This window comes from Aliidiomarina haloalkalitolerans, assembly GCF_003987315.1.
Classification (GTDB): Bacteria; Pseudomonadota; Gammaproteobacteria; order Enterobacterales; family Alteromonadaceae; genus Aliidiomarina; species Aliidiomarina haloalkalitolerans.
The window spans coordinates 88324-101279 of record NZ_PIPI01000006.1; the positions used below are offsets into that span (position 1 = coordinate 88324).

The following is a 12956-nucleotide window of genomic DNA, read 5'->3' on the forward strand; positions in this document are numbered from 1 at the left end:
CAATCTCCGTTCGAATTAGCTCTTAAAGTAAGATTCGCCGTTTTTCGCCTTTTCGCGTAAACCATCGGTGACTTGATACATCTCACCAAGATCAGCGAACTTGTCGGCTAACTCTATGAATTTATTGAGGCCAAGCGTTTCTAGGTAACGGAACGCGCCGCCGCGGAATGGAGGGAAACCAAGTCCGTAAATTAACGCGATATCCGCTTCTTCGGCTGAGCCGACAATGCCTTCTTCCAAACAACGAATCATTTCGTTCACCATTGGAATCATGCAGCGAGCGATAATCTCGTCTTTCTCAGCACTTGCTTCTTTTTTGCCAATGACCTCATAAACACTTGGGTTTACGACTTTCTGTGGACGACCGCGTTTGTCGACGCTGTACTCATAGAAGCCTTTGCCGTTCTTCTGACCGAAACGTTCAGCAGCTGCCAGTTTGGCAATGGCACCGTTGTCGTCCCGTGCCATGCGGGTTGGGAAGCCTTCAGCCATGACGTGAGTGGCGTGATCAGCAGTGTCGAGGCCGACGACGTCACAAAGGTACGCTGGGCCCATTGGCCAGCCAAACTCTTTTTCCATGACCTTGTCGATACCAGGGAAGTCGATACCGTCGTCTAGTAACTTGCTAAAGCCGGCGAAGTAAGGGAACAACACGCGGTTCACCAAGAAGCCAGGGCAGTCATTTACGACAATAGGTGTCTTACCCATTTGTAGAGCATATGCGGTTACTGCAGCCACAGTTTCGTCAGAGGTGTGTTTGCCACGAATGATTTCCACTAATGGCATTTTATGCACTGGGTTAAAGAAGTGCATACCACAGAAACGTGATGGGTCTTCGAGGTTCTCAGCAAGCTTATCGATAGAAATGGTTGACGTGTTCGACGTGATAATTGCGTCCTTCGCCACCACTTTTTCGATTTCCGCTAACACGGATCCTTTTACTTTTGGATTCTCAACCACCGCCTCAACGATGATATCAACGTCTGCTAATTCGCTATTATTGAGCGTTGGGGTAATCGATGTCAGCGTTTTGGCAACCACTTTCTGGTTGATCTTGCCGCGTTCTAAACCTTTACCTAAGATTTTCGACGCTTCTGCTAAACCTAAGTCGAGCGCTTCGCGGCGAATGTCTTTCATGACGATTGGAACGCCTTTAACAGCGGATTGGTAAGCGATACCGCCACCCATGATACCGGCTCCAAGCACGCCTGCGCGCTTAATCTGCTTGGTCGCCGCTTTTGCAGTTTTCTTGCTTTTGCCTTTAACGACTTGATCAGCAAGGAAAATACCAACTTGAGCACGAGCGGCGTCAGTTTGGGTCAGTTTCACAAACAATTCGTTTTCAATGTTCAACGCTTCTTCGCGCGCTTCGCCGGCACCACGCTCAACCACTTCAACGGCTGCGTGTGGCGCAGGATAATGCTTACCTGCCTTAGCCCAAACTAGGCCTTTGGCGGTGCTGAACGTCATTAAGCGTTCAACTTCGTTGGCTTTCAGTGCTTCCAACTTAGGTTGACGCTGAGCTCGCCAATCAAGGTCACCGGCAATGGCGTCACGAAGCATACTTAAAGCACCTTCCTGTAGGCGGTCGCTCGTCGTCACTGCGTCAATCAGGCCAACGGCTAATGCTTTCTCAGGTTTGTGGTTGGCGCCCGTGGTAATCGCTTCAAGTGCGTTGTCTGGACCGATAACGCGTGGTAACCGCACGGTGCCGCCGAAACCAGGGATGAGGCCGAGTTTAACTTCTGGTAAACCAATCACAGCCGTTTCGTCAGCAATCCGATAGTCACAGGCGAGAATCGCTTCACAGCCGCCACCTAAGGCGAAGCCGTTAACAGCGGCTACACTAGGCACAGGTAGGTCTTCAAGTTTGTCGAAAACCCGCGAGGCCATGTGAACCCATTTCTTGGTTTTTTCGAGATCGGCAAACAGGGTGAGGAATTCGGTAATATCAGCGCCGACAATAAAAGTAGGCTTTGCCGAGCGAACGAGTACGCCTTTTAAATCCTGATTGCCCGCTAAAGCATCGAGGGCAGAACTGAACTCATTTAGTGTTTTTTCGTCAAACTTGTTAACGGAACCTGGTGCATCGAACGTGACTTGCGCTATTCCAGGTTCAATAAAGTCAACATGCAGGTTGTTGCCTTGGTAGATCATGTTAGGTCTCCCGACTGGTCTCCCGACGAGAAAACAGAGCGGATCTCTGTTCTCTTGCTTGCGTTGTTGTATGCTTATGCTACAACGTACATAGCACCTCGTGGTGATTTGCACTCAATTGTAGCGAGTTATGTTGTTGCGAACTTCGTTCAGAGCTTTTCAGCGCTCTAGTAAGAACTTCGCCAAGAACTCATGTTGTATTCACGATCGGTTCTAGGAACAGTATCGTAAAAAGTGTGGCGGTTATCATCCCATAATGCGAAATAAAATTAAACACCCGTTTGAAAAAGTCACTCATCTGCGAACCCGGCTTGCTGTTTTAGGGCTTACGGGGTTATTGCTTGGTGCGGCTTTTGCTTTTTCACCGAGTGACATCAGTGTCAATGATTCAGCCACAGTGGAAAGTTACGACACACTTGGTATTCGGCCTGATGCCTCAATGCCACAAGCTGAGCGCTTAAAATCGCAGCGTGAACAGTTTGTCGCCATTGAGCAAATGTTGTCGCGGCGCGAATTCACGCAAGCGCGCGAAGCCATGCTTAATATAACCGATTACCCACTCTTTCCTTATCTTGAGGCGACGCTGTTAGAAAACAACCTTTCGCTCCAAAATGAAGCGCTAATTCTTGAGTTTCTGCGCGAACACCGAGGCACGCCGGCAGAGCGTCAATTACGCACGAGCTGGTTACAATTCTTAGCTCGGCGGAACGACGCGCAGCGTTTCACCCGTGATTACCGACCACAGGCGTCCGCGCAATTGCAGTGTCAGCACTTACGCTATCGTTATCAACAGGTACGCCAAGACAGCGCCGAATTAGAGCGCTTCTGGCAAGAAGTGACGGCGCAGTGGCTGCACGGCCGCAGTCTACCGTCGGCTTGTGACTCGGTTTTTGCCAATTGGGCCGCCGCAGGCCATCGAACTGAGCAAGTGGTGTGGCGGCGAATTGGCTTGGCGTTGAATGAGCGCCAAACCTCGTTAGCACGTTATCTCACGCGCTACATGCCAGAAGACAAACAAGACTTAGCGCTGCTCAAGCGGCGTATTCATGCTAATCCTTCATTAGTGCGTCGAACACAAGAGTTTCGCGACCAAGACTATCGTGAAAAAGAAATCATTCTTGCCGCTTTGCAACGTTACCGTTGGCAGAACCATCGTGCCACGATTTCAGCATGGGAAAGCGTGCAAGAAAAATTCACTACCTTCCCGTTTTCTGCGGCTGAAAAGCAGCAGATGAACGCTGCGATTGCAGTAACTCTCGCTTTACGGCAAGAGCCTGATGCGATTGACTGGTTTGCGAAAATAGATCTTAACCAAGCTGACCCCACGACGCAGCAATGGTATTTAGCGACGCTACTCAAACAACAACGCTACGACTTAATTCATCACTTTGTGGTGAACTTACCGACCGATCAAGCGCGTAGACCCCAGTGGGTCTATTGGCATGCTCGGGCATTAGTCGAACTTGGCTTTAATGACCTCGGCCACGCGAAATTGCAACAAGTGGCCAATGAACGGAACTACTATGGCTTTTTAGCCAGTGCGCGTTTGTCGTTGGTGCCAGAGCTTAATCACGAAGAGTCCAATTACTCAGCCGCAGATTTACAAGCAATAGCGAACCATCCGGCCGCCTTGCGTGCTTATGAGTGGCGGCAGCTTGAGCGGTATCTCGACGCGCGGCGCGAGTGGAATACGCTTCGCACCGACTTGAATGCTGAACAACAGTTGCTTGCGGCAGTGGTTGCTTCAGAGTGGGGTTGGCATGACCAGGCTATTTTTGGTTTCGCCCAAAATGGCGAATTAAATGACGTTCATCGGCGTTTCCCACTGGCTTATCGCGATTTGTTAAATAGTGAAGCCGAGCGCTTTGCCATTGAGCCTTCTTGGGTATTTGCGATCGCCCGTCGGGAGAGCTCTTTCCAGCCTGATGCGGTTTCACCAGCGGGCGCCCGTGGTTTAATGCAAGTGATGCCAGGCACGGCTGAGCACCTTGCTCGTCGCAGTCCTGGGCCTGCTCGCAATACCGCACCTCGCCTCGATGCACCCGAAGATAACGTGCGGCTTGGCACCCAATACTTGTCTGAGTTACTCCAGCGCACGGATCAAAACTGGCTATTGGCCACTGCGGCATACAACGCAGGGATTAATCGCGTGAATGAATGGTTGCCCAACGAACCGATGCCAGCGGACTTGTGGGTCGAGCTCATTCCGTTTCAAGAAACCCGTGATTATGTGAAGGCAGTGCTTGCTTATCAGCAAATTTATACGATGTTGCTCGGAAAAGATGCTAATGTATTAACGCCCGTGGTGCGCATGCAAATAAACGGCAAAGGGCGAGGGTAAGTCACTCGTCCATCGCATGTCCGACTAACATTGCAGCTATTGATGCCCACGTTCGAGCAACCGCTAAACGATAAGAACAAGATAGGCTAAGGACTCGTTTTCCATGCAAATACGCACAATATTGCGGATTTTGGGCATACTCATCGCACTTTTCAGTGTCACCTTGTTACCGCCGGCAATTCTTGCCTACTTCTATGAAGACGGCGGTGGTTGGGCCTTTCTCGTCGCTTTTGTGCTGAGTTTAGTGATCGGCACACTCATTTGGTATAGCAATCGTGATCACCGGCGCGAGTTAAAAACCCGCGAAGGGTTTGTGATTGTCGTAATGTTCTGGGTGGTATTAGGAACAGTGGGTGCGATTCCGTTCTGGATGCCTGACGAATACACCTTGAGCTTTACAGATGCCATGTTTGAATCGTTTTCGGCGCTAACGACAACCGGTGCAACAATCCTCACGGGAATCGATGAGCTCCCGCATGCGTATCGCTTCTATCGTCAGCAATTGCAATGGTTGGGCGGCATGGGGATTATCGTCTTGGCTGTAGCTATTCTTCCGCTCCTCGGCATCGGTGGTATGCAGCTTTATCGCGCTGAGATTCCAGGCCCAGTGAAAGACTCGAAAATGACGCCACGAATTGCCGATACCGCCAAGCAGCTTTGGTATATCTACCTCGGCTTAACTATTGCCTGTGCGCTTGCCTATTGGGCTGCAGGCATGACCCCATTTAATGCGATTGGTCATGCTTTCTCGACGATTGCGATAGGTGGTTTCTCAACCCATGACGCGAGCATGGGTTATTACGATAGCGCCGTTATCCACATGATCTGTGTGTTGTTTTTGCTTATCGCAGCGGTGAACTTTGCCTTGCACTTTGCTGCTGTGCCGCGCTTGTATAGCCGCCGTATTGAAGGCCAGCAACATTACGAACTGTATCGCGGTTCATTAAAGGTCTATTTCAACGACCCGGAATTTCGAGCCCTCATGGCCATCCAATTTACCCTGATGTTGCTCGTTGTGGTGGTGCTAGTTTCTCAGCGTTGGTACGGTGACTGGACAGATGCTTTATTCCACGGCATCTTCCAAGCGGTTTCCATTGGTACCACGGCAGGTTTTACCACCCAAGACTATTCAACCTGGCCGCTATTCCTACCTGTACTATTGATATTTGCCAGCTTCATCGGTGGTAGCGCAGGCTCAACCGGTGGTGGCCTGAAAGTGATTCGCGTGCTTTTACTGTACCGCCAAGGCATGCGTGAAATTAACCGATTGATTCATCCGCGCGGGGTCTTCACGGTCAAGTGGGGTAACCGCGCCTTGCCTGATCGGGTCGTACAAGCGGTGTGGGGGTTCTTCGCTGCCTACGCACTGGTCTTTGTGATTATTATGCTGTTGTTTATCGCGACTGGGCTCGATGATTATTCAGCGTTTGGCGCCACCGCTGCGACGTTGAATAACCTTGGCCCAGGACTTGGGGAAGTGGCGAGTAACTTTACCACGGTCTCAGACAGCGGTAAGTGGATTGCGATTCTCGCTATGGTGTTTGGCCGGTTAGAAATCTTTACCTTGTTGGTGCTATTCACCCCGGCGTTCTGGAAACACTAGGCGGCAGTTCAGAACTGCAGCTCAAGCCCGCAGCTCAAGCCCGCAACTGAAGCCCACCAGTTGCAGTTGCAACGACTAGAAATACAGAGCGCCCGGCGCAAACAGGCGCTCGATTTCATTCACATACTTCTTATCCACTAAGAATAAAATCACGTGATCGTCGGACTGAATAAGGGTGTCGTCGTGGGCAATTAATACTTCGCTGCCACGAACAATCGCACCAATGGTGGTACCCGGCGGTAACTTGAGTTCGCCAACTTCACGGCCGACTACTTGCGAGGTGTTTTCATCGCCTCGAGCGACTGCCTCAATAGCCTCCGCAGCACCGCGCCGCAGCGAATAGGCGCTGGCAAAGTCAGAGCGGTGAATATGCTTTAACAGCGCAGAGATGGTCGCTTGTTGCGGTGAAATGGCAATATCGATTTCGCCACCTTGAACCAAATCCACATAGGCACTGCGCTGAATCAGCACCATGGTTTTCTTCGCTCCCATTCGTTTCGCTAAAAGCGCCGCCATAATGTTGGCTTCATCGTCGTTGGTCACGGCAACGAACAGGTCGACATCTTCAATACGCTCCTCGTTGAGCATTTCTTGGTCGGTGGCGTCACCTTGCAGTACTAGGGTTTTATTGCTGAGCTCGGCACTGAGTTGCTCGGCGCGGGCATGACTTAGCTCAATCAGTTTAATATTGTGGGTGTTTTCCAATTGCCGAGCCAATCCGGAGCCAATGTGACCGCCACCCATGATCATAAGATTGCGGTAGCGCGCTTCCAGCGGCTGCAGCTCCTGCATGACGACACGAATACTTTTGCTATCGGCCACGAAAAAAACTTCGTCATCCGCCTCGATAATGGTCGAGCCAACCGGGCGAATAGGACGCCCTTGGCGGAAAATCGCCGCAACCCGCGTTTCCGTATTCGGAATATGTTCTTTCAATGTCGCAATGGCGTGACCGACGAGCTTGCCGCCGTAAGATGCCCTTACAGCAACCAAGCTTACTTTGCCTTCAGCAAACTCGACCACCTGCAGTGCCCCAGGATGTTCGACTAAGCGCTTGATATAGGACGTAACCAGCTGCTCTGGCGAAATGATATGGTCGACGGGCATTTGCTCTTTACGAAAGAGTTGGTCTTCGTATTTGGTGTATTGCTCAGAGCGCACGCGGGCAATTTTCAATGGGGTATTAAATATCGAGTGAGCAACTTGGCAGGACAGCATATTGACTTCGTCAAGGCTGCTGACCGCAATCAGCATGTCTGCGTCGTCAGCGCCTGCGGCACGCAAAACATCAGGGTGTGCCCCGTTGCCTTGAATCACTCGCAAGTCGTGCTTGTCTTGGAGAAGATCGAGCAGTTCACGATTTTGGTCGATGACCGTGACTTCGTTTCGTTCGCTGACTAAGCTTTCCGCCAGCGTGGCGCCGACTCGACCGGCTCCGACAATAATGACTTTTTTCATGTTTTAGGCTTTTTTCTCAAGCATAAAATAGAAGAAACCGTCGCCGCCATGCGCTTGGCCGGCAACATCGTTTGGTAAAATCTGCCATCCGACGGAATGATTGAAGGCTAGATTTACCGCTACTGCATCTTTCACTGTAGCTAGAAACGCTTGAATTTGCAGCATGTTTTCATCAGGTAAGACCGAACAAGTTGCATAGAGTAGACGGCCACCGGGCTTCAGTAACTGCCATTGCTGTCGCAAAATCGCTTTCTGCAAAGCCACAAGTTGCTCAATATCTTCGTTGCGGCGCAGCCACTTAATATCTGGGTGACGTCGAATAACACCGGTTGCGGAGCAAGGGGCGTCGAGTAAAATTGCGTCATACAGTTCACCATCCCACCAATCTTGGCTACTTGCGTCGCCACACAACACGGTTGCCTGCAATTGTAATCGAGCTAAGTTCTCATGCACTCGGGTTAAACGTTGCTCGTCGAAATCGAGCGCCGTGACCTGAGCCTCTGGCGCAAGCTCGAGAATATGAGCAGTCTTTCCGCCTGGAGCGGCACACGCATCGAGAATGCGCTCACCGTTTTTCGGTGCGAGTAGGTGCGCTGCGAATTGCGCAGAACGGTCTTGGACTGACACCGCGCCGGCAGCAAAGTCAGGCAGTTGCGTGACGTCAGTGCTTTGTTCTAGTACGATGGCCGAAGGGCATAGGCTATCAGCGTAGGCAGCAAAACCGAGCTCATGGAGTTTGGCTAGGTAATTGTCTCGCGAAACGTGCCGCTGATTCACCCGCAACCACAGTGGCGGCGGCTGATTGTTGGCTGAACAAATGTGCTGCCATTGTTCAGGGTAGGCTGCTTGGAGGCGTTTGATAAACCAACCAGGATGCGCATGCGAGAGCGTCGCGGATTTGGCCTGATCGACAGTTAACGCCTGTTCAAGCGCTTCTTGCTCACGCTGATAGCGGCGTAATACCGCATTCACCATGCCTTTTAAACCGGGTTGCTTAAGTAAACTTACTGCTTCAACGCTTTCAGCGATGGCCGCATGGGCTGGAACTCGCATGTCGCGTAACTGACATAAGCCGACGAGCAGCACATAGTGAACAATGCGAACTTTGGCTTTCAGTGGCTTGTCGAGCAAACGCTGTAATAGCCATTCATACACCGGCAGCTGTCGCATGACCTGATAGGTCATGGCTTGCGCAAAAGCGCGTTCGCTTGGTGTCAGTTTTTCCGAAATACTTGGAATAGCTTGGGTGAGTGAGCGGCCATGCAGCAAGACCAGTTGTAAAGCCTGAGCTGCAGCTGCTCGCGCGGCTGCAGGTCGGGTCGTGATGGCTTTTGAGTCCGAACTTCGCTGTTCTGGCGTCATGAAAAGTAAAATCGCTTCTGAGTTAAGACGTGGCACTCACATCAGGTGAGGGTAATTGGCTACCGACCGCGAACCAGTCGCGACGAGCATTTAAAACATCCGCCGCTGACATTGCTTTTTTGCCAGCTGGTTGCAGCTCGGTCATGAGTAAAATGCCGGTTTGGCACTGCACCGCAATGCCTTGTTTGTCAGCACTCACAATACATCCGGCTGGCTGCTTTGCTGTTGCTACGAGTGTTGGTTCAACGACTTTTGCCTGCCAAACCTTCATTGGCTGATCAGTATTTGCCGCAACGGTAAAATAGCTGCCAGGCCATGGGTTAAATGCCCGTACACAACGCTCAATGAAGGTCGCATTTTGTTGCCAGTTAATTAAACCTTCTTCTTTGCTGAGTTTTTTGGCATAAGTTGCTTGGCTATCTTCTTGTGGCACGCCGTGCACATCACCGGTATTTAAACCACGCAATGTCTCGACTAGCGCGAGCGGCCCCAATTTGGCAAGCTTTTCATACAAAGAGGCAGACGTATCATCTGCACTAATCGGCAAATAGGATTTACTCAACATGGGGCCAGTATCGAGCCCTTCGTCCATTTGCATGATCGTCACACCTGTTTCAGCGTCGCCAGCCCAAATAGCACGTTGAATGGGTGCAGCGCCTCGCCAACGCGGCAATAGCGAACCATGAACGTTGACGCAGCCTAACCGAGGAATGTCCAAAACGACTTTCGGTAACAGGAGGCCATAAGCAACGACGACCATGACATCGGCTTGGTAATCTCGCAGACGCGCTTGGACGTCTTCATTTTTTAAACTGAGAGGCTGTTCAACTGGCAAATCATGAGCAAGTGCTAGTTCTTTAACCGCACTGGCTTGTAATTTTTTGCCGCGGCCGGCGGGACGATCCGGCTGAGTGTAAACAGCGACCACATTGAGGTCGCTGGTATCGAGTAACGCTTGCAGGTGGCGGGCTGCAAAGTCAGGTGTTCCGGCAAATATGATGCGCACAGGAGCTGTCCTCGTGGTTCGCCGTTAGGCGCCTTGTTTGCTCGCAATACGAGCTTCTTTTTCGAGTTTCTTGCGAATTCGGTCGCGCTTCAGTGGCGAAAGATAATCGACAAAAAGCTTGCCATTGAGATGGTCGATCTCGTGTTGAATACAAATTGCCAGCAGGCCGTCCGCTTTGCGGTCGAATGAATTGCCGTCGCGATCAAGGGCACGCACGACAATCTCGCTTGCCCGTTCAACTTTGGCATAGACACCCGGAAAGCTTAAACAGCCTTCTTCATTCTCGTGAATACCATCACGCTCGATGATTTCTGGGTTAATGAAGACCAAGGGTTCGTCTTGGTTATCGCTGCAGTCGGCGATAAACAGACGCTGATGAAAATCAACTTGCGTTGCCGCTAAGCCAACACCCTGAGAGCTGTACATGGTTTCGAACATGTCATCGATAGTCCGGCGTAAGTTGTCATCAACTTCTTTCACTGGTTGAGCTACCGTGCGCAAGCGCTCATCGGGATATTTCAAAATCGTCATTACTGCCATAGTGCTTTATTTCCGTTCGTACGTGGATCGCTAATTTTACGTGGAAGATCGCTGAAAATACAGGCCTAAGCTTGTTTAGCTGCGGAATATCCTGCATATCATGCGACGTTACCCCCGTTATACTACGGAATATGGGGGTTTTTTGAGCAATTACAAGGAAGGTTTTTCAATGAAAGGTATCGATCACAGCATACATTTTTGCGCTGACACTCTACAATCGCCAGTCCTCGAACAATGGCTGCGTGTGCAGCGTGCACCCGCACTTGTCTTACGGCAGATATTAAATCTGTGGGAGGGGTCAGACGAAAACGCTGAGCGTCAGCTCGACGGTTTGGTTGCGGAGCCTGCAAAGATTGACCGGCTGGCACCATTGACGAAGTTGCCCAAGGTGCTCAGTGCACAATTGCCGAGCATTGAGAAAAAAACGGTCGCACAAGCGTTAGCTTGGCTGCAGGAAAGTGCTGATCATTTTATAGTCACCCGTGCCTGTCGCTCCTTTCCTCCTGATCTACTGATGGTGCAGCCACCCGTCGTGTTGCTGTTTGGCGCCGGTAACCTGGCATTGCTCAAGCAACCACTTTTCGCCATCGTCGGCTCTCGCAATGCAAGCCCGCATGGGCGCGAACATGCGGCACTTTTTAGTCGCTATTTGTCAATGGCCGGCTTTGTTATTTGCAGTGGTGGTGCCATGGGTATTGACGGTGCAGCGCACCGTGCAGCGTTAGAGATCATGGCGCCAACAGTAGCCGTATTAGGTTCGGGAATTGACAATTTTTACCCAACTCGCAATCGCCGGATGTTGCAGCAAATCAGCGAAGATGGGCTGATTGTCAGTGAGTATGGCCCGGGAACTCCGGTGCGGACTGAACAATTTCCGCTGCGCAACCGTATTATAAGTGGCCTAAGTTGCGGGGTGTTAGTGGTCGAGGCTGCGGCGCAAAGTGGCTCCTTACATACCGCACGTTATGCGAACGAATTTGGGCGCGAAGTCTTTGCCTTACCGGGTTCATTGCTCGACCCAGGAAGTGCCGGCCCACATCGGCTTATCCAAGACGGCGCAAAATTGGTTACTCGGCCGGAAGAAGTAGCGGAGGAATTACAGCATCTGATAGCGTCTCAAGCGTTTTCAGGCGACGCTGACAGCGACTTTGATGAGAGTGACGACGATTGGTACGACGATTTCGAAGAATTTTGTCAAAACATGGTACAATCTGACGTTGAATACTTGGCAAAAGACTCCATATTAGCTAGTGTGGGATTTGAAACCACTGCAGTTGATGCGATTATCGCGTCTGCAGGTCAGGAGGTTTCAGAAGTAATGCACCAGCTCATCAGTCTCGAGTTGGATGGATGGATTAAGACAGTACCTGGCGGTTACGTCAGGGTGAGGAGGTAATGAAGATGTTTGATATCCTCATGTACTTGTTTGAGAACTACGTCCATTCTGAAATGGAAGTGGTGGTTGACCACGATGAACTGACTGACGAGCTTACCCGTGCAGGTTTCCACGAGCAGGAAATCGGGAAAGCGCTCGCTTGGTTAGAGCGTCTGGCTGATTTACAAGACAGTCAGGACCATCCGTATTTGACGCAAGCTGCACCTGTTGCATCTTTTCGGGCTTATACCCCGGAAGAGCAGGCTAGGCTTGACGTGCAGTGCCGCGGATTTCTGCTGTACTTGGAGCAAATTGGCGTACTGGATTTCGCAACCCGTGAAATGGTGATTGACCGCGTCATGGAGCTTGATACCCCGCAGTTCATGTTGGAAGACTTGAAGTGGGTGATTCTCATGGTGCTATTCAATGTGCCTGGGCACGAAGACGCCTACAGCCAGATGGAAGACTTGTTGTTTGAAGAGCCAGAGGGTTTGTTACACTAGTCTTCTGACGGTGTAACCATTTGCCAAAAAGCAAGAGGCCCTATGACTCCAACGCATCTATTTGACGCGCCGGAACGTAAAAATGAGCGCGACGAGCCTTGTCCGCTGTGTGGAAATGCAGTCCGGCTCAAACATTCCGGCCATCATTCTTTTTGGGGTTGCAGCCAATATCCCACCTGTGACTATTCCCAATCTTTACACGAAACCGGCGATTTTGACCCACAACCATTGCCTGAACAGTGCCCAGAATGTCATTCGGGTCTGCTGTTAAAAAAAGGTCGGTATGGCTTCTTTATTGGCTGTAGCGGCTTTCCCAATTGTCACTTTATGCTCGACCCCACGGCAGCGGCAGAAACGACAGCAACGATTGCCTGTCCAGAGTGCGAAAAAGGGCATCTGCAACAGCGGGCGAATAAATACGGGAAACAATTTTACGCCTGCGATCGCTACCCTAAATGCAAGTATGCCCTGAATGAAGAGCCGGTTGCGCAAGCATGCCCAGACTGTGGTTGGGGCGTTTTGGTTAAACGAGACTCAGCTGCTGGCGTTCGCCTGCGTTGTCCGCAAAAGCAGTGCGGTTATAAATCTGAGCCGTTATAATATCGCTCGTT

At 51.0% G+C, this 12956-nt stretch carries 10 protein-coding genes; 5 read left to right on the plus strand and 5 right to left on the minus strand.

Annotated elements, in window-relative coordinates:
* Window positions 1–15: 15 nt before the first annotated feature.
* A complete protein-coding gene (gene fadB / locus CWE06_RS09055; RefSeq protein WP_126793326.1) occupies window positions 16–2157 on the minus strand; it encodes a fatty acid oxidation complex subunit alpha FadB in 2142 nt (713 codons plus the stop codon).
* Window positions 2158–2413: 256 nt separating this feature from the next.
* On the opposite strand from fadB, the gene CWE06_RS09060 reads away from it, so the two are divergent.
* Complete coding sequence (locus CWE06_RS09060; RefSeq protein ID WP_126793328.1) at window positions 2414–4498, plus strand: transglycosylase SLT domain-containing protein; 2085 nt, start codon at window positions 2414–2416, stop codon at window positions 4496–4498.
* A gap of 103 nt (window positions 4499–4601) precedes the next feature.
* Window positions 4602–6101, plus strand: coding sequence for a TrkH family potassium uptake protein (locus tag CWE06_RS09065; protein ID WP_126793330.1), 1500 nt, complete (start codon window positions 4602–4604; stop codon window positions 6099–6101).
* A 75-nt stretch (window positions 6102–6176) separates the two neighbouring features.
* Here CWE06_RS09065 and trkA read toward each other — a convergent pair whose 3' ends face one another.
* From trkA to def, 4 genes are read right to left on the minus strand one after another with little or no spacing between them, the layout of a single operon-like run.
* A complete protein-coding gene (gene trkA / locus CWE06_RS09070) occupies window positions 6177–7559 on the minus strand; it encodes a Trk system potassium transporter TrkA (protein WP_126793332.1) in 1383 nt (460 codons plus the stop codon).
* Window positions 7560–7562: 3 nt separating this feature from the next.
* Entirely contained in the window at window positions 7563–8921 is a 1359-nt protein-coding gene (rsmB, locus tag CWE06_RS09075; protein ID WP_126793334.1) for a 16S rRNA (cytosine(967)-C(5))-methyltransferase RsmB, read from the minus strand.
* 22 nt (window positions 8922–8943) lie between these two features.
* Entirely contained in the window at window positions 8944–9927 is a 984-nt protein-coding gene (fmt, locus tag CWE06_RS09080) for a methionyl-tRNA formyltransferase (RefSeq protein WP_126793336.1), read from the minus strand.
* A gap of 24 nt (window positions 9928–9951) precedes the next feature.
* A complete protein-coding gene (def, locus tag CWE06_RS09085) occupies window positions 9952–10467 on the minus strand; it encodes a peptide deformylase (protein ID WP_126793338.1) in 516 nt (171 codons plus the stop codon).
* 169 nt (window positions 10468–10636) lie between these two features.
* Here def and dprA point away from each other — a divergent pair, with 169 nt between their 5' ends.
* The 3 genes from dprA to CWE06_RS09100 are packed head-to-tail and all read left to right on the plus strand — an operon-like array spanning window position 10637 to window position 12945.
* Entirely contained in the window at window positions 10637–11863 is a 1227-nt protein-coding gene (gene dprA, locus CWE06_RS09090; RefSeq protein ID WP_198679075.1) for a DNA-processing protein DprA, read from the plus strand.
* A 5-nt stretch (window positions 11864–11868) separates the two neighbouring features.
* Window positions 11869–12345, plus strand: a complete 477-nt coding sequence (locus CWE06_RS09095; protein ID WP_126793480.1) for a DUF494 family protein — start codon at window positions 11869–11871, stop codon at window positions 12343–12345.
* A gap of 42 nt (window positions 12346–12387) precedes the next feature.
* On the plus strand, window positions 12388–12945 hold the full coding sequence (locus tag CWE06_RS09100) for a DNA topoisomerase family protein (protein WP_126793342.1): 558 nt from the start codon (window positions 12388–12390) through the stop codon (window positions 12943–12945).
* Window positions 12946–12956: the final 11 nt, after the last annotated feature.

Excerpts from the sequence above, each read along its gene's own strand:
- fadB (WP_126793326.1), bottom strand. The coding sequence starts at position 2,157 with ATGATCTACCAAGGCAACAACCTGCATGTTGACTTTATTGAACCTGGA.
- CWE06_RS09065 (WP_126793330.1), top strand. The coding sequence starts at position 4,602 with ATGCAAATACGCACAATATTGCGGATTTTGGGCATACTCATCGCACTT.
- CWE06_RS09100 (WP_126793342.1), top strand. The coding sequence starts at position 12,388 with ATGACTCCAACGCATCTATTTGACGCGCCGGAACGTAAAAATGAGCGC.
- CWE06_RS09095 (WP_126793480.1), top strand. The coding sequence starts at position 11,869 with ATGTTTGATATCCTCATGTACTTGTTTGAGAACTACGTCCATTCTGAA.
- trkA (WP_126793332.1), bottom strand. The coding sequence starts at position 7,559 with ATGAAAAAAGTCATTATTGTCGGAGCCGGTCGAGTCGGCGCCACGCTG.
- CWE06_RS09060 (WP_126793328.1), top strand. The coding sequence starts at position 2,414 with ATGCGAAATAAAATTAAACACCCGTTTGAAAAAGTCACTCATCTGCGA.
- def (WP_126793338.1), bottom strand. The coding sequence starts at position 10,467 with ATGGCAGTAATGACGATTTTGAAATATCCCGATGAGCGCTTGCGCACG.
- rsmB (WP_126793334.1), bottom strand. The coding sequence starts at position 8,921 with ATGACGCCAGAACAGCGAAGTTCGGACTCAAAAGCCATCACGACCCGA.
- dprA (WP_198679075.1), top strand. The coding sequence starts at position 10,637 with ATGAAAGGTATCGATCACAGCATACATTTTTGCGCTGACACTCTACAA.